Below are 17,363 nucleotides of genomic sequence, written 5' to 3'. Positions count from 1 at the left end.
GACGTCGCCCCGCCCCGCCCGTCGCAGCTACTCCGCGAGCAGCTGGTTGCACTTCTCGACGGCGGCGTCGAGCGCCTCACGCGACGACACCTGGCCCGTCATGGCCGCGGCGACCTGCTGCTTGATGACCGTCGACATCGCGTCCGTGACCTGGACGGGCTCCATCACCCGGGCGTCGTTCAGGGACGTGAACGCGATCGCCTTCGCGTCGCCGTCAGGCGTGCCGTCCGACTTCGCGAAGTCCTGGGACTGCGAGGCCGTCGTCGACGGGAAGATCCCCGGGACCAGCTCGGCGAACGCGTCCTGGTTCTTCTCGTTCGTCAGGAACTGCGCGAGGGCGATCGCCGTCGGCAGGTTCTTCGTCGTCTTCGGGATCGAGACGCCCTGGACGTCGATCGGCGGCGTCCCGAAGTGGGGCGACACCGCGAACTTGCCCTCGAGCGACGGGTTGTCCTTGACCGCGCCGGCGATGAAGTTGCCGCCGGTGGCCGTCCAGCCGACGGTCCCCTTCTTGAAGAGCTCGGTGTCCCCGAGGAACTTGTCGGTCAGCACGTCGGCCGGCATCAGGCCGTCGGCGTACGCCTGGCGGTACTTGTCCAGCAGGGCGACGGCGTCGTCCGAGTTGAAGATCAACTCGGTGCCGTCGTCGTTGATCACCTTGATGCCGGCCGAGGCGAAGTCGCCGAGGTCGGGCTTCTTGCTCATCAGGTACATCTGGCCGCCGGACGCGTCCTTGAGGGTCTTCGACGCCGCGACCAGGTCGTCGAAGGTTGCCGGCGGGCTCTTCGGGTCGATGCCCGCCTTGGCGAGGATGTCGGTGTCCCAGTAGTTGAGCTCGGAAGAGAGGTACCAGGGATAGCCGTAGGTGCCCTCGACGCCCGCGAACTGGAAGCCTTCGAGAGCGCCGGGGACGTAGGTCGCGTCGAGGGTGTCGTCGACCCTCGTCAGGTCCTGCAGCAGGCCTTCCTTGGCGAGCTGGAACCCGAACGCCGGCGTCGTGTTGACGACGTCGGGCAGCTCACCCGCGCTCGCCTGCGCGAGCAGCTTCTCCGCGTACCCGTCGCCCGGCTGGTCGATCCACTTCACGTGGGTGCCGGGGTAGGTCTTCTCGAAGTCGGCGATCACGCCCTCGATGTAGTCCGAGAACCCCGCCTTGAGCGCCCAGGTCTGAAGGGTCACGTCGCCCGTGATCTCGCCGCCGGCGCTCGCGCTCGCGTCCGACCCGGCACCCCCTGCCTGGACACCCGACAGCCCACAACCCGCAAGCGACAGCCCCGCGGCAACGCCGGCCAGGGCCGCCACCAGCCTTCGGCTAGACATACGTACCTCCTTGTTCGTCCTGTCTGGAAGAGCGGTTGGTTTACACCAGTTGGAGCATCACAGGTGTATACCAATCTGTCAACCAGTCATGGAACACAGGCTCGCACGCCGCCGTAACCGCCAATTCGAGGCAACCTTGATGCCGGGCTGGACACTGACCACAGTGCTCTCGCACGACTGAGGTATAGACCAAGTTGCTGGGTCGACCGACTCGGAGTCGCGCAGCCGGGGGCGCGAGGGGCCGTGAGGCCAGCGCCCCGGGTGGCTCCCACCTGGGTGCACCTCCCCTGATCGAAACGTATCGAGTGCCGAGCGCAGGCTAGAGAGTACGTCGACTCGGTCAAGTGCCACGTACGTGGCCCGCGTCCGCGTCGGAACGCAGCTGATGCGACCTCGGGTCAGCGACCACGTGGGCGCAGTGCGCCGGAGTCGTGCCAGGGACACATCACCGGGCAGCTCTCAGCACGTCGAACTCAGCTCCCGGCTCCGACGGGTCAAAGCCGTGCTCGATCAGCCAGCGGGCCGCCACCAGGCTTCGCCACGACCACCAGGCGCGGATCGCCTCGAGATCGACATCGGTGCCGTAGCCGGCGAGGACGTCTCCCAGGTGCTCCTCGTGCCCGAGCGTCAGGACCGCGAGGTCGAACAGGGCGTCGCCCTGGCCCGCCTCGGACCAGTCGATCACCCCGGTGATCTCGTCACCGTCGACGAACACGTGCGTGATCTGCAGGTCGCCGTGGGCGAACACCGGCGTCCGTGGCCGGAGCGCAGCCTCGGCGATCCGGTGGTTGCGCTCGACCAGGTCGGCGGGAAGGACGCGGTTCCGGACGAGCCACGCGCACTCGGCGTCGAGCCGCGACGCGTCCTCGTCGAGAGGCCGACCGGGCCAGGGCGGAAGCGGTGCGCCGTGGAGCGCCCGTAGTGCGGCACCCGCTGCGGCCCACGCTGCCGGCGAGGCCGGCGAGGGCTCACCGAGCCGACCGAGGGCCCTCCCCGGGACCGCGGCGAGCGCGAGGACGGGCGGCTTGCGCCACAGGATCTCCGGGGTCGGGACGGGCGCCATGGCCATCGCCGCGACCTCCACGTCGATGCGTGACTGGTCGGCGTCGATCTTCAAGAACACGTCGCCGACGCGGAGGGTTGCACGCTCGTCATGAGCGACGACGATCTGGACCTCGTCCACGCCAGCCAGTATCGAAGGACGGTCACCGACGTCGCCACCGAATTGCCGCAGCACAGCCCGGGCGGGCGAGCGGCGAGGCCGTCGGCGTGGGGACCTTCCAGCCACCGGACGGGGCCCTCTCGCGCTCACGAGCCGGAGCGGGCAGGATCAGCAGAATGTTCTCCCTGCTCCTGCGCCCCTGGAGGTCTTGGTGACCGCGGATCCGATCGTCGTCGTGGGTGGTGGCCTGGCCGCCGCCCGTGCCGTCTCGACGCTGCGCGAAGAGGGGTACGACGGCGACCTGATCGTCGTCACCAGCGAGCCCCACCGGCCCTACGAGCGGCCGCCGTTGTCGAAGGACTACCTCCGGGGGCAGGCCGAGCGGGAGTCCGTGTTCCCTCTCGGCGAGGAGTGGTATCGCGAGCACGCGGTCGACGTGCGCACGCACGCCACCGCCGTGGGGCTCTCGCTGGAGAGCCACCGGGTCACGCTCGCAGACGGCACCTCGCTGGCGTTCGGCCGCCTGCTGCTCGCCACAGGCTCGACGCCCCGGCCGCTGCCGCTGCCGGGCCACGATCTGCGCGGCGTACACCTGCTGCGCACGCTCGACGACGCGGACCGCCTCTCGGGCGTGCTGCTCCAGGCCTCGCTCGAGGGCGCCGAGCCGCACGAGGGCGCGGCGCCCGTCGCCGTCGTCGGCGACGGGTGGATCGGCCTCGAGGTCGCGGCGTCGGCGCGGCAGCTCGGGCTGGACGTGACGATCATCGGGCAGGGCACGCACCCGCTCGGCCGGGTGCTGGGCCCCGAGATGGGTGAGGTGTACGCGCAGCTGCACGAGAAGAACGGGGTGCGGTTGCACCGCCGGGCGAGCGTCACCGGGTTCACGGGCACCGACGGCCGGGTGACCGGCGTCGACATGGCCGACGGCACGCACGTCGACGCCTCGATCGTGGTGGTGGGTGTCGGTGCGACGCCGAACGTGGGGCTTGCGGCAGCAGCCGGGCTCTCGCTGCGGTCGGCCGCCGAAGGGGGCGGGGTCGCCGTCGACGCGACCCTGCGCACCGAGCACCCTGACGTGTGGGCCGCCGGGGACATCGCCTCGATCCCGTCGGCGACGTACGGCCGGCCGCTGCGGGTCGAGCACTGGGCGAGGGCGAACGACACCGGCCCGCACGCCGCGCGCGCGATGCTGGGCGCGACCGACGCCTACGACATCCTGCCGTACTTCTACTCCGACCAGTTCGACCTGGGGATGGAGTACACCGGGTTCGTCGACGGTCCGGGCGGGTACGAGGAGGTGGTCGTGAGCGGCTCCCCAGAGGACGGCGAGGCCTTCGCGTTCTGGCTGCGCGGCGGCGTCGTGCAGGCCGGCATGGGCCTGAACGTGTGGGACCGGATGCCGGAGGTGGAGCAGCTGATCCGCAGCGCGATCCCGGCGGACCGGGCGGCGCTGGAGGGGTTCGTGACGCGAGCGTGACCGCACGAAGCCCCGTCGTCGGCAGTCAGCGATGCCGAGGACGGGGCTCCTGTGCTCGAGCCAGAGACGTCAGTGCGTGCGGCGCTCCTGCACCGCAGAGGCCAGCTCCCGCAGCAGCTCCGCCGTCGTCGACCAGTCCATGCACTTGTCCGTGACCGACTGGCCGTAGACCAGCGTCTCGAGCGGACCCGGGTCCTGGGCGCCGCCGACGAGGAAGCTCTCCATCATCAGGCCGCTGATCCCGCGCTCGCCCTCGGCCAGGCGGGCCGCGATCTCCCGCACCACGGCGGCCTGGCGCACGTGGTCCTTGCCCGAGTTGCCGTGCGAGGCGTCGACGACGACGCCGGCCTCGACCGCTCCGCCGAGCCCGGACTTCCTGGCCACCGCGAGCGCCGACTCGATGTCCTCCCGCGAGTAGTTGGGGCCGCTGCGCCCGCCGCGCAGGATGACGTGGCAGTCGGGGTTGCCGGTCGTCTCGACGGCGGCCGCACGACCCTCGGTGTCCGCGCCGAAGAACGTGTGCTCGCTGGCGGCGGTGATGCAGCCGTCGACGGCGATCTGCACGTCGCCGTCGGTCGCGTTCTTCATGCCAACGGGCATCGACAGGCCGGACGCGAGCTGGCGGTGCACCTGCGACTCGACGTTGCGGGCGCCGATCGCACCCCAGGTCACGGCATCGGCGATGTACTGCGGGCTGGTGGGCTCGAGGAACTCGGTCGCGGCGGGCACGCCGGCGTCGAGCACGCCCAGCAGCACCTCGCGCGCCAGGCGCAGGCCGTGGCGCACGTCGTGCGAGCCGTCGAGGTGCGGGTCGTTGATGAGGCCCTTCCAGCCCACCGTGGTGCGCGGCTTCTCGAAGTAGACGCGCATGACGACGACGAGGTCGTCGGCCAGCTCGCGGGCCAGCGGCGCCAGGTGCGCGGCGTAGTCGAGGGCGGCCTTCGGGTCGTGCACCGAGCAGGGGCCGACGATGACGAGCAGGCGGTCGTCGTCGCCCACCAGCACGTCGCGCACCTCCCGGCGGGAGGTCGCCACCAGGTCGCTGCGCTCGGTGCCGAGCGGCTGCTCGTCGCGCACGTCGCGCGGCGCGGGCAGCGCGTCGAGGGCGCGGATGCGGAGGTCGGAGGTCTCGGCCAACAGCTCAGCCTTCCGGTGGTCGTGTGCCGGGGCGTCGGTCGCGCCGTCGGCGTCGGCGTCGGTCAGGCTATCGCTCGTCGTGGCGTGGCTCATGGTCATGATGCGTGGCTCCTGGGTTCCGGGTCGAGCGGGGCGGGTTCGGTGGTGGTCGTGACCGGCCGACTCTCCGCAGGCCCGGGTGTCCCCGAGCGGCGACCGGAGCGCCTCGTCTCACGACGAAGGCCCTCGACGCCTGGGCGTCGAAGGCCTGTGCTGGCTCCGGTGGAAGGTGAGGTGTTGGTCAGGCGCCTGCCCGCCACACCGTGCTCTTCGCGCACGGAGCCGGCGTAAAGCGCCAATACCAACGGATGTTCACGCGTCGAAGGTACGCCCTGGCCGGTGGCCCGGACAAACGCGTGTCCACGATGTGGGTCATGCCAGGAACACCGCCGCTCCATCACCTGCCTCGAAGGTGGCCAGGAGCCCGAGCCGGTCGCGCGTCGACGGCTGGAGCTCGGCGGGCAGCGCGTCGGGTGCGAACCAGCCGACGGCGAGGTTCTCGTCGTCGCCCACGTGCGCTGCGGCGGCGGCCTCGGGCGAGACCGGCCGGGCCGTGAAGAGGAGGTCGAGGTACACCGACCTGTCCCCGTTGGCGTAGACGACCTCGCCCGTCGTGGACACGGCCGCGAGGGCCCTGACGACGACGGCGACCCCCGTCTCCTCGGCGACCTCGCGCGCGGCCGCGCGGCCCGGCTCCTCGCCCGGGTCGACGATGCCACTGACGAGCGCCCACAGCCCGCTGTCGGCGCGCTGGGCCAGCAGCAGCCGCCCGGCCTCGTCGCGCACGACGACGGTGACGCCCGGCAGCCAGAGCAGGTCGGTGCCGATGCGCTCGCGCAGGCCGGCGACGTAGGGAGGGATCGGCATGGTCCGAGCGTAGGCGGCGGGGCGGGCGAGACCGTTTTCGAACGATTGTTGCCCAGCCGAAACATACGAGGTCGACAAACCCGATTAGTGTGACTTCCGGCACAAGTTGCCGCCGAGCCCGCCCACGAGGTGGGCCCGGACTCTCGGAGGATTACCCCACGGAGGACAAGTGAAGGCACGACTCACCTCGGCGATCGGCGCCGCGGCCATCGTGGTCGCCGGCGCCGTCGTCGTACCCGTAGCTGCGTCGGCGGCCCCGGCATCGGACCAGCCCGTCCAGCAGACCGCACCCGCACGGTCGGACGACCGGCCCGACCCGCTCGCAGCGAAGCAGCGGGACGCCAAGCAAGAAGCGGCCCAGCTGGTCGCGACCGGCGACGCGAAGGTGCAGACGCGCGGCACGGGAAAGTACGCCTCGAAGGTGGTCCAGGTCGCGCCCGGCAAGTTCGTCGAGTACGGCACCCAGGAGACCGCCCAGCTGTTGACCTTCCTCGTCGACTTCGGCGACGGCGACGGCGGTGCGAACACGACGGCCCCGGCGGGCCCGGTGCACAACACCATCCCCGAGCCGGACCGGGCCAACGACAACAGCACGTACTGGGAGAAGGACTTCTCCGCCGAGCACTACAAGGAGATGTTCTTCTCCGGCTTGAAGGACCAGGGCGGCGAGTCGTTCCACGACGTCTACGACCAGATGTCGTCGGGCCGCTTCGACCTGCAGGGCGACGTCTCCGACTGGGTGACGCTGCCGCACCGCGAGGCGTACTACGGCGACGGCGACGACCCGAGCGACGACGACGACGTCCTCGACGGGTCCGAGACCCAGGCAGGCATGACGGCATTCATCCAGGACTCCGCGAACGCCTGGTACGCCGACCAGCTCGCGAAGGGCAAGACCAAGGACCAGATCGTCGCGTACCTCAAGTCTTTCGACGTCTGGGACCGCTACGACATCGACGGCGACGGGATCATCAACGAGCCCGACGGCTACGTCGACCACTTCCAGGCGATCCACGCGGGCACCGGCGAGGAGGCCGGCGCCGACCCGTGGACCATCTGGTCGCACCGCTGGGCGGTCAACCAGGCGGGCGTGGGCAAGGACGGCCCTGCTGACTTCCCGAAGGTCGGCGGCATCCGGATCGGCGACACCGACCTGTGGATCCGTGACTACACGACGGAGCCGGAGAACGGCGGCCTCGGGGTGTTCTCGCACGAGTTCGGCCACGACCTCGGCCTGCCGGACTACTACGACACCGACGGCGGCGAGAACGGCACGGGCTACTGGAACCTCATGAGCTCCGGCTCGTGGATGGGTCACGGCACCGACACGATCGGCACGACGCCGAACCACATGGGCGCGACCGAGAAGCTCTTCCTCGGCTGGCTCGACTACGCCGCCGTCGCACCGGGCAAGTCCACCGTCGTCGACCTGGGCCCGTCGTACCACGCGACGACGCGCGGCGCGCAGGCAGTCGTGGTCGACCTGCCGGACAAGACCGAGACGTTCACGCTGGTCGAACCCACCGACGGCGCGTACGTCTACTCCGAGTCGCGGAGCAACCTGAACAGCTCGATCGCCTCGCCGTCGTTCACGGTGCCGTCCGGCGCGAGCCTGACGGCCAAGGTCAGCTACGCGATCGAGCAGGACTACGACTACGCGTACGCCGAGATCTCGACGAACGACGGCACGACGTGGACCCCGCTGTCGACGAACCTGTCGGCGCCCGTGGGCAACGGCAACCCCGGCGGCGGCATCACCGGCACGTCGGGGGGTGAGTGGGTCGACCTCAGCGCCGACCTGTCCACCTACGCCGGCCAGACGGCGAAGGTCCGCTTCCGCTACTCGTCCGACGGCGGCGTCAACCTCATGGGCCTGGCGATCGACTCCGTCGCGGTGGGCTCGGCCCTGTCCGAGAACTTCGACGACTTCGGCGACTGGACCGTCAACGGGTTCGTCCCGGTCGCGGCCGACGGCACGTACCAGAAGGTCAAGCAGCATTTCTACGTCGCCGAGAACCGCGTCTACGGCGGGTACGACGCCACGCTGCGCACCGGCCCGTACAACTTCGGCTGGGCCGCGACGCGCCCCGACTGGGTGGAGCACCACCCGTACGAGGACGGCCTGCTGATCTGGTACGTCAACAGCCTGTGGGGCGACAACAACGTCTCGGCCCACCCGGGCCGTGGCGAGGCCCTGCCGGTCGACGCCCACCCGACGGCACTGCACTGGTCCGACGGCGCCCTGGTCCGCAACCGCGTCCAGTCCTTCGACGCGACGTTCGGTCTCGAGCCCACCGACGCGTTCCTCCTCCACCGCGAGACGAAGGACGGCATGACGACGGCCGACGTGACGCGGCGGCCCGCCGTGTCGGTGTTCGACGACACCGACCCCGCGAAGTACTACGACCCGGCCAACCCGAGCGAGTCCGTGCTCGTCGGCGGTACCGGCACCACCATCAAGGTGCTCAAGCAGAACGCGAACACCGGCGTGATGCGGATCCAGGTCAACTGACCCGAACCGCAGCCGGACCGAGCACGCCGACGGCCGGGTCACCCGCAGGTGACCCGGCCGTCGGCCTGGGCGCTGCGTGCCCGCGCTCGGCGAGGGCCTTGTTCGGTAGACTCACCGCCGCCAGGGCCTCTAGCTCAACTGGCAGAGCAGCGGACTTCATGAACAGGAGCGCCCGGCCGGAAACGGCCGGGATGACACCACTCAAATTCGGGGAACCCTTCGCCCGCCGCCCAGGCGGGCATGGCAATCCCGAGCCAAGCCGAGGGACACCTCGGAAGGTGTAGAGACTGGACGGGTGGCACCTACAGCGCGCAGCGCCACGGTGAAGGGACAGTCCAGACCACGAACGCCCGCTCGGGCGGCGTCGAAAGACGAAGTGGCAGGTTAATCCGCGGGTTGTGGGTTCGAGTCCCACGGGGCCTACCGTCGCGGTGGCCGGGAGCCTGGCGCTCCCGGCCACCGCGCCCTCACCCTGGCCCCCGAGGTGCCAGGATGTCCGCGTGCCTCCCGCGCCCGCCGTCATGCCGGTCGTCGTCGCGCACCGCGGCAACAGCGCCGTCGCACCGCAGAACACGCTCGCGGCCTTCGAGGCCGCCTGGCGCGCCGACGCCGCGATGATCGAGTGCGACATCCAGCTCACTGCCGACGGCGAGATCGTCGTCATCCACGACGACACGGTCGACGCGACGACGGACGGCCGCGGCGAGGTCGCCGCCCGGACGCTCGCCGAGCTCCGCGCCCTCGACGCAGGCGCGTGGTTCTCCCCCGCCTTCGCGGGCGCGCGCATCCCGACGCTCGGCGAGGTCCTCACGTTCCTGTCCGGCCGTCCCGGCACCGACCTGCTGCTCGAGCTCAAGGACGTGTGGAGCCCTGCAGACGCCGCCCGCGTCACCGCCGCCGTCGACGCAGCGGGCCTGGGCGCACGCGTGATCGTGCAGTCGTTCTACCCACAGACCGTCGCCGCGCTGCGCGACGCCGCTCCTCACCTGCGTCGCGGGTGGCTCGTCGAGCGGCGGCACGAACCGCTCCTGGACATCTGCGCGCGACTCGGCGTGACGACCTGCAACCCCTCGGTGGAGATGGTCCTCGCCGACGACGAACTGGTGCAGCTGCACCGCGCCGGCCTCCAGGTGATGGTGTGGACCGCCGACGACGTCGCACAGTGGGAGGCCCTCACCGCCGCCGGGGTCGACGCGATCATCACCGACCGGCCCGACCGTCTGGCGGGCTGGCTCGAGGGCCGCGCCACCCGCTGACACCCTCTCGCTCGAAGTGCGCCACCCGCTTGCCGCACGTCGCCACTCAAGGCAAGGCTGCGCACTCCTTACGCGCCGCCCAGCTGCACCCCTCGGTCGGGGTCCCCGTGGTTTGGTCAGGCCACAGCCCGCCACGACCCAGGAGCCTCTGTGCCCCAGCAGTTACCGTCTCGCGCCACCCTGCGCGAGACCTCGGCGAGCCGCCGACGCGGACCTCATGTGCACACCGTCAGCACCGGGCTCGCAGCGTTCACCGCGGCCGCGCTCACCGTCACGACGTCGATCCCCGCGGCCGGCCCCGCACCGAGGACCGCCAGCGAGCGCGCGATCGCCGCGAGCGACGCGCAGGCGATCACCATCCCGACCTCGGCCGCCACGACGGCCACCGAGGCGATCGCCGTCCCGCCGTCCGACCCGAAGTCGGCGGCGGTCGTCGAGACCGCGGTCGCGCAGGCCTCCGGTGCGCTCCTCGAGGCCGACCACGTCACGGCCGAGGGTGCGGGCGCTCCCGCGGCCAAGGTCAAGAAGATCACCGAGGCCACGGCCGTCGTGCGCGAGCTCGTCCGCCGCGCGTCCACCCCGCCCGACGAGGCACCGTCGGCCGCGGGTGCGGACTCGTCCGCCGTCGAGGCCGACGCCGCGAGCGACGCCCCGCCCAAGGCCGTGGACGCTGCCGCGGACGCCGCCGTGAAGGCAGCGGCCAAGGCGGCCAAGACCGACGAGCCCGAAGCCCCGCAGGTCGTCGCCACAGCCCTGACGACGCAGGCGGCCGCGCTCTCGAAGCTCATCGCCGCGACGCCCGCGACCACGGTCGCGGTCACGCCCGCGCTGACGCCGGACCAGATCGCTGCGAAGAAGGCGGCAGCGGCCAAGGCCGACGCCCAGCACCTGGCCCAGCTTGCTGCGTCGACCAAGGCGTTCGGCAACGGCCAGATCCCGCAGAGCCTGCTTCGCCCGATCCCGTGGGCGGGCAACCACGTGCTCCGCGCCGACGCCGCGATCCAGCTGGGGCGGCTGAACACCGCGTTCGCCGCGCGCTTCGGCATGAACCTGGGCATCACCGACGCCTACCGCTCCTACGCCGACCAGGTCGCGACCAAGGCTGCGCGGGGGTACTGGGCGGCCGCCCCCGGCACCTCGAACCACGGCTGGGGCGTGGCAGTGGACCTCGGCAGCGGTATCTCGAGCTTCGGCAGCGACACCTACCGGTGGATGGCGGAGAACGCCGGCAAGTTCGGCTGGGTCAACCCGGACTGGGCCCAGCCGGGCGGCAGCAAGCCGGAGCCGTGGCACTGGGAGTACCAGGGCTGACACGCTGCGGGTGCAGGAGATGGGGTTCTGGCGTGGGCCAGAGCCCCATTTCTGCACCCGCACCAGGTGTCAGTCGTCGATGCGGCGGGGGCCCGCCTGCCAGGCCTCCCACGCCGAGGAGATGATCTCGGGCAGGCCCGCCTCAGCCTTCCACCCGAGCGTGCGCTCGATGAGAACGGGCGAGCCGACGAGCAGCGCAGGGTCGCCGGGGCGGCGCGGCTCGATGTCCGGGGTCGTGTCGATGCCCGAGGCACGGCCGATCTCGTCGATCACCTCGCGGACACTCGAGCCCGTGCCGGTACCGACGTTGAACGCGTCGTGGTGGCGCTCGTCGTGGTCGAGGTAGTCGAGGGCCGCGAGGTGCGCCTTCGCCAGGTCGAGCACGTGGATGTAGTCGCGGATGCACGTGCCGTCGGGCGTCGGGTAGTCGTCGCCGAAGATCTTGGGGCGCTCGCCGCGCTCGAGACGGTCGAGCACCATCGGCACCAGGTTGAGCACGGCCGGGTCGCCGAGCTCGGGCCATCCGGCGCCCGCCACGTTGAAGTAGCGCAGCGCCACGAACCGCAGCCCCCACGCGACGCCCGCAGCGCGCCCGAGCCACTCGCCCACGACCTTGGTCTCGCCGTAGGGGTTGATCGCGTGCCCGGCCATCTTCTCGTCGACGAGCTCGACGTCGGGCTGCCCGTAGGTGGCGGCGGACGACGAGAACACGAGCCGGTCCACGCCGGCGTTCTCCATCGCGGTGAGCAGGTTCGCCATGCCACCGACGTTCTGCTGGTAGTACCAGGCCGGCCTCGCCACCGACTCGCCGACCTGCTTGCGCGCCGCGAAGTGCACGACGGCATCGACGCCGTGCTTCGTCATCACGCCGGTGAGCGCGTCGACGGCATCGCACGCGGCGAGGTCGAGCTCCACGAGAGTGGCCCCGCCGATGCGCGAGGCGTCGCCCGTCGACAGGTCGTCGACGACGACGACATCCTCCCCGCGCTGCTGGAGGAGACGGACGACGTGCGCGCCGATGTAGCCGGCGCCGCCGGTGACAAGGGTGGTCATGGCGGTCAGCCTAGAGGCTCCCCACGGCCCGACGGGCCCGTCACGGCGCGTCGAGCGCCACGACGCGCTCAGCCCCAGCCGAGCTCGTGCAGGCGGTCGTCGTCGATCCCGAAGTGGTGCGCGATCTCGTGCACGACGGTGATGGCGACCTCCTCGACGACGTCGTCGCGCGTCTCGCAGATCGCCAGCGTGGGGTTGCGGAAGATCGTGATGCGGTCCGGCAGCGCGCCCGCCGCCCACCACAGCCCCCGCTCGGTGAGCGGCACGCCCTCGTAGAGCCCGAGCAGCTCCGGGTCGTCCGGTGGGGCGTCGTCCTCGACGAGCACGACGACGTTGTCCATCATGGCGGTCAGCTCGGGCGGGACGGTGTCGAGCGCGTCGGCGACCGCTCCCTCGAAGTCGGGGCGCGAGAACTCCATCACGTCGGCAATCTTCCCCCCTGTAGGATCAGGGCGTCCTGCCCCCATCGTCTAGCGGCCCAGGACCCCGCCCTTTCACGGCGGTAGCACGGGTTCGAATCCCGTTGGGGGTACTCAGAAGAGCGTCTCCGCAGGTCAGGGATCGATTTCGGGATTCCGACGGACGTGGGGTACGCTTCTACCCGGCCCAAGAGCGAGGGAATCGCCCAGGCCAAGGCCCTGTAGCGCAGTTGGTTAGCGCGCCGCCCTGTCACGGCGGAGGTCGCGGGTTCAAGTCCCGTCAGGGTCGCGCACTCGGCGCGTCAGCGCCGCAAGCCCGGTGTCGGAAACGGCCCGGGCGTTTGTGTCCGAGGCTCTGTAGCTCAGTTGGTAGAGCGCACGACTGAAAATCGTGAGGTCAGGGGATCGACGCCCCTCGGAGCCACCGCCAAGCCCCCGGATCCGCATGGATCCGGGGGCTTTGTCGTTCCCGCAGCGCTTCATCCGAAAGGTCGCGTGATGACTCCGATCCCGCTGGAATTGCCGCGACCAGCGGGAAAAGGTTGAGTGGGACCATGAGTGACCGGGACGAACAACCCACCCTCGGCAATCTCGTGGAGCAGCTCTCCGAGCAGGCCACCCGTCTGGTGCGCGCGGAGATCGCGCTCGCCAAGGATGAGATGACGACCAAGGCGAAGGCGTCGGGGATCGGCGCCGGCCTGTTCGGCGCCGCGGCCGCCATCGTGTTCTACGCGTTGGGGGTGCTCATCTGGTCGGCGGTCCTGGGCCTCGGCGAGGCCTGGCCGCTATGGCTGTCCGCTCTTGTCATCGGCGTCGCCCTGCTGATCGTGGCCGGCCTGCTCGCCCTGCTCGGCCGGAGGCTGCTCAAGCACGCATCCACACGCCCTGAGTCCGTCGACCGCGTGAAGTCGGACATCGCGACGGTCCGCAGCAACTTCGGCTCCACGTCCCGCAAGGAGGATCTGTCGTGACGGCAGAAGAGCAGCTCCCCCGGCCTGCCGACGGCTCCCCGGCCGGTGTCGGCGCCGCGCCCACCGGCAAGACGCCCTCGAAGCCGGAGCTCCAGGCCGAGGTCGAGCGCACGCGCGCGCAGCTGGGCGCCACGATCGACGCGCTCTCCACGCGCCTGTCGCCGAGCTACCAGGCGAACCGGGTCAAGACGGCGTCCCGCACGGCCGCGCAGGACGCCCGGTCGTTCCTCACGGGCGGCGGCATGCCGGCGGACGACGAGGGGCGCGCGCGCAACGTCAAGGTGCTGATCGGCGCGAGCGCGACGATGGCCGCCCTGGTGGCTCTCGCAGTGGTCCGGCGCGTGCGGCGCTGACAGCCTGCCCGCGAGGAGCCGTTATGGCGCTGGGTGCTCTGCCTCTTCGGACGCCGCGCCCAGCAGCGCGCGCACCTCAGCCTCCTTGTAGCGCCGGTGCCCGCCGAGCGTGCGGATCGACGAGAGCTTGCCCGCCTTGGCCCAACGCGTCACGGTCTTGGGGTCCACCCGGAACAGGCTCGCCACCTCGGCCGGCGTGAGCAGGACCTCGGAGTCCCCGTGGAGCGACATCCTCGACCTCCCGTGTCGCAACAGCTGGTGGTCGGGCCCGGGCGGCGCTCGGTGTGATGTCCACGACCACGCTCCCCCATTGTCGCCCCATGGCCGATATGTGCGACTTGACGGGCGGATGAAAACGGACGTTTGGGCGTCGAGTGACGCCAGATCTCCACCTCGCGTGCCCGAATCGGCCGACGGAGTGGTTGGAATGGCTGACGCTCATGTACCGTTGCCTACTGAACAGACACGCACTTGATCCGGGGCCGCACGTCTGAGACGTTGCCGCCCCGCTCCACGTTGAGGGGGAGCCATGGGCCGCGGCCGTCAGAAGGCGAAGCAGACCAAGGTTGCTCGCGAGCTGAAGTACTTCAGCCCCGCGACGAACTACCACGCGCTGGAGGCGGAGCTGCGAGGAAGCGGGCACACCGACGTCGCCACCGAGGATCGGTTCTCCGCGCGCGACGAGGACTACGACAACACGTACTCCCGGTGGAACGACGACGAGCGGTGACTTAACGCCGCACCACGTGACGAGGGCCCGCACGGCGATCGCCGTGCGGGCCCTCGTGCATTCCTCGGGTTCTCAGAACCGGTAGTCGCCCACCAGGCGCACGGCACCGCCGTCGACGCCCTTGGTCCCTGCGACCAGGTCCTCCCGAGCGGAAGTCGCGTCGAGCTCCGCGACGGTCCCGAGCTCCCACGCCGGGACGCCGAGCGCGGACAGCCGGGCCAGCGCGGCGTCGACGCCGTCGGCCCCGACCACGGCGACCATCCCGACGCCGAGGTTGAGCGTTCTCTCGAGGTCGCGCGTCGGCACCTGGCCCAGCGAGCGCACCATGCCGAACACCGGCGGCACCTGCCAGCTCGCGCGGTCGACGGTAGCGACCAGGCCGGCGGGCAGCACGCGCGCGAGGTTGGCTGCCAGGCCACCGCCGGTCACGTGCGTGAACGCGTGCACCTGGGCGGCGTCGTCGGCGGCGAGGGCGAGAACGTCGGACGCGTAGACGCGCGTGGGCTCGAGCAGCTCCTCACCGAGGGTGCGGCCCAGCTCGTCGACCTGTCGGCCGAGCTCCCAGCCGGCGTGCTTCACGACGGCGCGCACCAGCGAGTAGCCGTTGGAGTGCAGGCCGCTGGAGGCCATCGCGATGAGGACGTCGCCCGCGCGGACGCGGTCCGGGCCGAGCACACGGTCGGCCTCGACGATGCCGGTCGCCGCGCCCGCGACGTCGTACTCGTCAGGGGCGAGCAGGCCCGGGTGCTCGGCGGTCTCGCCGCCGACCAGCGCGGTGCCCGCGACCTCGCACGCCTGCGCGATCCCTCGCACGATGTCCGCGATGCGCTCGGGGACCACCTTGCCCGTGGCGATGTAGTCCGTCATGAACAGCGGCTTGGCGCCCACCACGACGATGTCGTCGACCACCATGCCGACCAGGTCGAACCCGATGGTGTCGTGCTTGTCGAGCGCCTGGGCGATCGCCACCTTGGTGCCGACGCCGTCGGTCGACGTCGCGAGCAGCGGCGCACGGTAGTGCTTGAACGCGCTGAGGTCGTACAGGCCCGCGAACCCGCCGACTCCCCCGAGCACCGCCGGGCCGTGAGTACGGCGCACGGCGTCCTTCATCAGCTCGACGGCCTTGTCGCCCGCCTCGGTGTCGACGCCGGCGGCGGCGTAGGTCAGGCCTTCGTTCGTCACGGGTGAGTGCTCCTCGGGGGTCACGGGTGGGCGAGGGCGCCGGCGCCGCCTGCGCCGACCGACAGCGAGCGCAGGCCGTCCTCCGGTGCGCCGAGAGGCAGCTCCTCCTGCTCGAGCAGGTGCTTGCCGAGCTGGTCCTCGGGCGGCAGCTCGATCGGGTACTTGCCCGTGAAGCACGCGGCGCAGAGCTGCGAGGCCGGCTGCTGCGTGGCGGCGATCATGCCGTCGAGCGAGATGTACCCCAGCGAGTCCGCGCCGAGCGACTGGCCGATCTCGTCGACGGACAGGCCGTTGGCGATGAGCTCGGCGCGCGAGGCGAAGTCGATGCCGTAGAAGCAGGGCCACTGGACGGGCGGCGAGGAGATGCGCACGTGCACCTCCGCGGCCCCGGCCTCCCGGAGCATCCGCACCAGCGCGCGCTGGGTGTTGCCGCGCACGATCGAGTCGTCGACGACCACGAGGCGCTTGCCGCGGATGACCTCGCGCAGCGGGTTGAGCTTGAGGCGGATGCCGAGCTGGCGGAGCGTGTCGGACGGCTGGATGAACGTGCGGCCGACGTAGGCGTTCTTGGTGAGGCCCTGCCCGAACGGGATGCCCGACTCCTGCGCGTAACCGACGGCGGCCGGGGTACCGGACTCCGGCGTCGGGATGACGAGGTCGGCGTCGACCGGGTGCTCCTTGGCGAGCGCACGCCCCATCTCGACGCGCGCGGCGTGGACCGAGCGACCGCTGATCACGGTGTCGGGGCGGGCCAGGTAGACGTACTCGAAGACGCAGCCGGCGCGCTGCGGCTCGGCGAACTTCTGCGACCGCAGGCCGTCGCCGTCGATCATGATGAGCTCGCCCGGCTCGACCTCGCGGACGTAGCTGGCGCCGACGATGTCGAGCGCCGGCGTCTCGGACGCGACCACCCAGCCGCGCTCGAGGCGGCCCAGCACGAGCGGGCGCACGCCCTGCGGGTCGCGTGCGGCGTAGAGGGTGCGCTCGTCCATGAAGACGAGCGAGAAGGCGCCGCGCAGCCGCGGCAGCACCTCGAGCGCCGTCTCCTCGAGCGTGTGGTCGGCGTCCCCGGCGAGCAGCGCCGTGACCAGCGCCGTGTCGGTGGTGTTGCCGCGCGCGAGCTCGCCACGGCGCTGGGCGCCGTAGCGCTCCGCGACCAGGTTCACGAGCTCGGCGGAGTTGGTCAGGTTGCCGTTGTGGCCCAGCGCGACCGTGCCCGACGCCGTGGCGCCGAGCGTGGGTTGCGCGTTCTCCCAGGTCACCCCACCCGTGGTGGAGTAGCGGCAGTGCCCGACGGCGATGTGGCCGCGCAGCGCGTCGAGCGCCGTCTCGTCGAACACCTGCGAGACCAGGCCCATGTCCTTGTAGACGAGGATCTGCTCACCGTTCGAGGTGGCGATGCCGGCCGACTCCTGGCCGCGGTGCTGGAGCGCGTAGAGCCCGAAGTACGCGAGCTTCGCGACCTCCTCGCCGGGGGCCCAGACACCGAAGACGCCGCACGCGTCCTGGGGTCCCTTCTCACCGGGCATCAGGTCATGGTTGAGGCGTCCGTCAGGGCGCAGAGGCATGCCCCA

Annotated in this window: 16 protein-coding genes and 3 tRNA genes; 10 read left to right on the top strand and 9 right to left on the bottom strand. The window is 71.2% G+C overall.

Translation table 11 applies throughout. The annotated features are described in order from the left end of the window. Positions 1–27 precede the first annotated feature (27 nt). Complete coding sequence (locus tag ACO4JP_RS02980) at positions 28–1,320, bottom strand: ABC transporter substrate-binding protein (RefSeq protein ID WP_425955911.1); 1,293 nt, start codon at positions 1,318–1,320, stop codon at positions 28–30. Positions 1,321–1,765: 445 nt separating this feature from the next. Next, positions 1,766–2,503 carry a phosphotransferase family protein gene (locus ACO4JP_RS02975; protein WP_425955910.1) on the bottom strand — a complete coding sequence of 246 codons (738 nt, stop codon included), beginning with the start codon at positions 2,501–2,503 and terminating at the stop codon, positions 1,766–1,768. A 190-nt stretch (positions 2,504–2,693) separates the two neighbouring features. On the opposite strand from ACO4JP_RS02975, the gene ACO4JP_RS02970 reads away from it, so the two are divergent. Continuing rightward, positions 2,694–3,959 (top strand): NAD(P)/FAD-dependent oxidoreductase, encoded by a 1,266-nt coding sequence (locus ACO4JP_RS02970; protein WP_425955909.1) that lies wholly within the window; start codon positions 2,694–2,696, stop codon positions 3,957–3,959. A gap of 69 nt (positions 3,960–4,028) precedes the next feature. Here ACO4JP_RS02970 and ACO4JP_RS02965 read toward each other — a convergent pair whose 3' ends face one another. Continuing rightward, complete coding sequence (locus ACO4JP_RS02965) at positions 4,029–5,195, bottom strand: 3-deoxy-7-phosphoheptulonate synthase (RefSeq protein ID WP_425955908.1); 1,167 nt, start codon at positions 5,193–5,195, stop codon at positions 4,029–4,031. A 312-nt stretch (positions 5,196–5,507) separates the two neighbouring features. Continuing rightward, positions 5,508–6,002 (bottom strand): NUDIX hydrolase, encoded by a 495-nt coding sequence (locus tag ACO4JP_RS02960; protein WP_425955907.1) that lies wholly within the window; start codon positions 6,000–6,002, stop codon positions 5,508–5,510. 169 nt (positions 6,003–6,171) lie between these two features. On the opposite strand from ACO4JP_RS02960, the gene ACO4JP_RS02955 reads away from it, so the two are divergent. From ACO4JP_RS02955 to ACO4JP_RS02945, 3 genes are all read left to right on the top strand, one after another. After that, positions 6,172–8,514, top strand: a complete 2,343-nt coding sequence (locus ACO4JP_RS02955) for an immune inhibitor A domain-containing protein (protein ID WP_425955906.1) — start codon at positions 6,172–6,174, stop codon at positions 8,512–8,514. Positions 8,515–9,014: 500 nt separating this feature from the next. Continuing rightward, complete coding sequence (locus ACO4JP_RS02950) at positions 9,015–9,770, top strand: glycerophosphodiester phosphodiesterase (RefSeq protein ID WP_425955905.1); 756 nt, start codon at positions 9,015–9,017, stop codon at positions 9,768–9,770. 219 nt (positions 9,771–9,989) lie between these two features. Next, positions 9,990–11,081: a D-alanyl-D-alanine carboxypeptidase family protein gene (locus ACO4JP_RS02945; protein WP_425955904.1), complete on the top strand. Its 1,092-nt coding sequence runs from the start codon at positions 9,990–9,992 to the stop codon at positions 11,079–11,081. 69 nt (positions 11,082–11,150) lie between these two features. Here ACO4JP_RS02945 and galE read toward each other — a convergent pair whose 3' ends face one another. Further along, the gene (gene galE, locus ACO4JP_RS02940) at positions 11,151–12,134 is read right to left on the bottom strand and encodes a UDP-glucose 4-epimerase GalE (RefSeq protein WP_425955903.1); all 984 of its coding nucleotides are present in this window, start codon (positions 12,132–12,134) and stop codon (positions 11,151–11,153) included. Positions 12,135–12,202: 68 nt separating this feature from the next. After that, a complete protein-coding gene (locus ACO4JP_RS02935) occupies positions 12,203–12,553 on the bottom strand; it encodes a metallopeptidase family protein (RefSeq protein WP_425957037.1) in 351 nt (116 codons plus the stop codon). 40 nt (positions 12,554–12,593) lie between these two features. Between ACO4JP_RS02935 and ACO4JP_RS02930 the strand changes: the two genes are divergently transcribed. From ACO4JP_RS02930 to ACO4JP_RS02910, 5 genes are all read left to right on the top strand, one after another. Further along, positions 12,594–12,666: transfer RNA gene (locus ACO4JP_RS02930), tRNA-Glu, on the top strand. A 102-nt stretch (positions 12,667–12,768) separates the two neighbouring features. Then, a tRNA-Asp gene (locus ACO4JP_RS02925) sits at positions 12,769–12,842 on the top strand. Between the two features lie 62 nt (positions 12,843–12,904). Next, positions 12,905–12,977: transfer RNA gene (locus ACO4JP_RS02920), tRNA-Phe, on the top strand. A 130-nt stretch (positions 12,978–13,107) separates the two neighbouring features. Continuing rightward, positions 13,108–13,524: a phage holin family protein gene (locus tag ACO4JP_RS02915; protein WP_425955902.1), complete on the top strand. Its 417-nt coding sequence runs from the start codon at positions 13,108–13,110 to the stop codon at positions 13,522–13,524. Further along, positions 13,521–13,877, top strand: coding sequence for a DUF3618 domain-containing protein (locus ACO4JP_RS02910; RefSeq protein ID WP_425955901.1), 357 nt, complete (start codon positions 13,521–13,523; stop codon positions 13,875–13,877). Before ACO4JP_RS02915 ends, ACO4JP_RS02910 begins: the two co-directional genes overlap by 4 nt. Before the next feature lie 21 nt (positions 13,878–13,898). On the opposite strand, the gene ACO4JP_RS02905 is transcribed toward ACO4JP_RS02910, so the two are convergent. Further along, positions 13,899–14,108 carry a BldC family transcriptional regulator gene (locus ACO4JP_RS02905; RefSeq protein WP_425955900.1) on the bottom strand — a complete coding sequence of 70 codons (210 nt, stop codon included), beginning with the start codon at positions 14,106–14,108 and terminating at the stop codon, positions 13,899–13,901. A 298-nt stretch (positions 14,109–14,406) separates the two neighbouring features. On the opposite strand from ACO4JP_RS02905, the gene ACO4JP_RS02900 reads away from it, so the two are divergent. Then, positions 14,407–14,607 (top strand): DUF3073 domain-containing protein, encoded by a 201-nt coding sequence (locus tag ACO4JP_RS02900; RefSeq protein WP_425955899.1) that lies wholly within the window; start codon positions 14,407–14,409, stop codon positions 14,605–14,607. Between the two features lie 72 nt (positions 14,608–14,679). Here the strand turns inward: ACO4JP_RS02900 and purM are convergent, their stop codons facing one another. After that, positions 14,680–15,789: a phosphoribosylformylglycinamidine cyclo-ligase gene (purM, locus tag ACO4JP_RS02895; RefSeq protein ID WP_425955898.1), complete on the bottom strand. Its 1,110-nt coding sequence runs from the start codon at positions 15,787–15,789 to the stop codon at positions 14,680–14,682. A gap of 20 nt (positions 15,790–15,809) precedes the next feature. After that, positions 15,810–17,357 carry an amidophosphoribosyltransferase gene (purF, locus tag ACO4JP_RS02890; RefSeq protein WP_425955897.1) on the bottom strand — a complete coding sequence of 516 codons (1,548 nt, stop codon included), beginning with the start codon at positions 17,355–17,357 and terminating at the stop codon, positions 15,810–15,812. Positions 17,358–17,363 lie beyond the last annotated feature (6 nt).

Origin of the sequence: Xylanimonas sp. McL0601, from assembly GCF_049852175.1 — a bacterium.
GTDB lineage: Bacteria > Actinomycetota > Actinomycetes > Actinomycetales > Cellulomonadaceae > Xylanimonas.
Note: the sequence above shows the minus strand (reverse complement) of the source record. Positions and strands in the feature narration are given on the sequence as shown.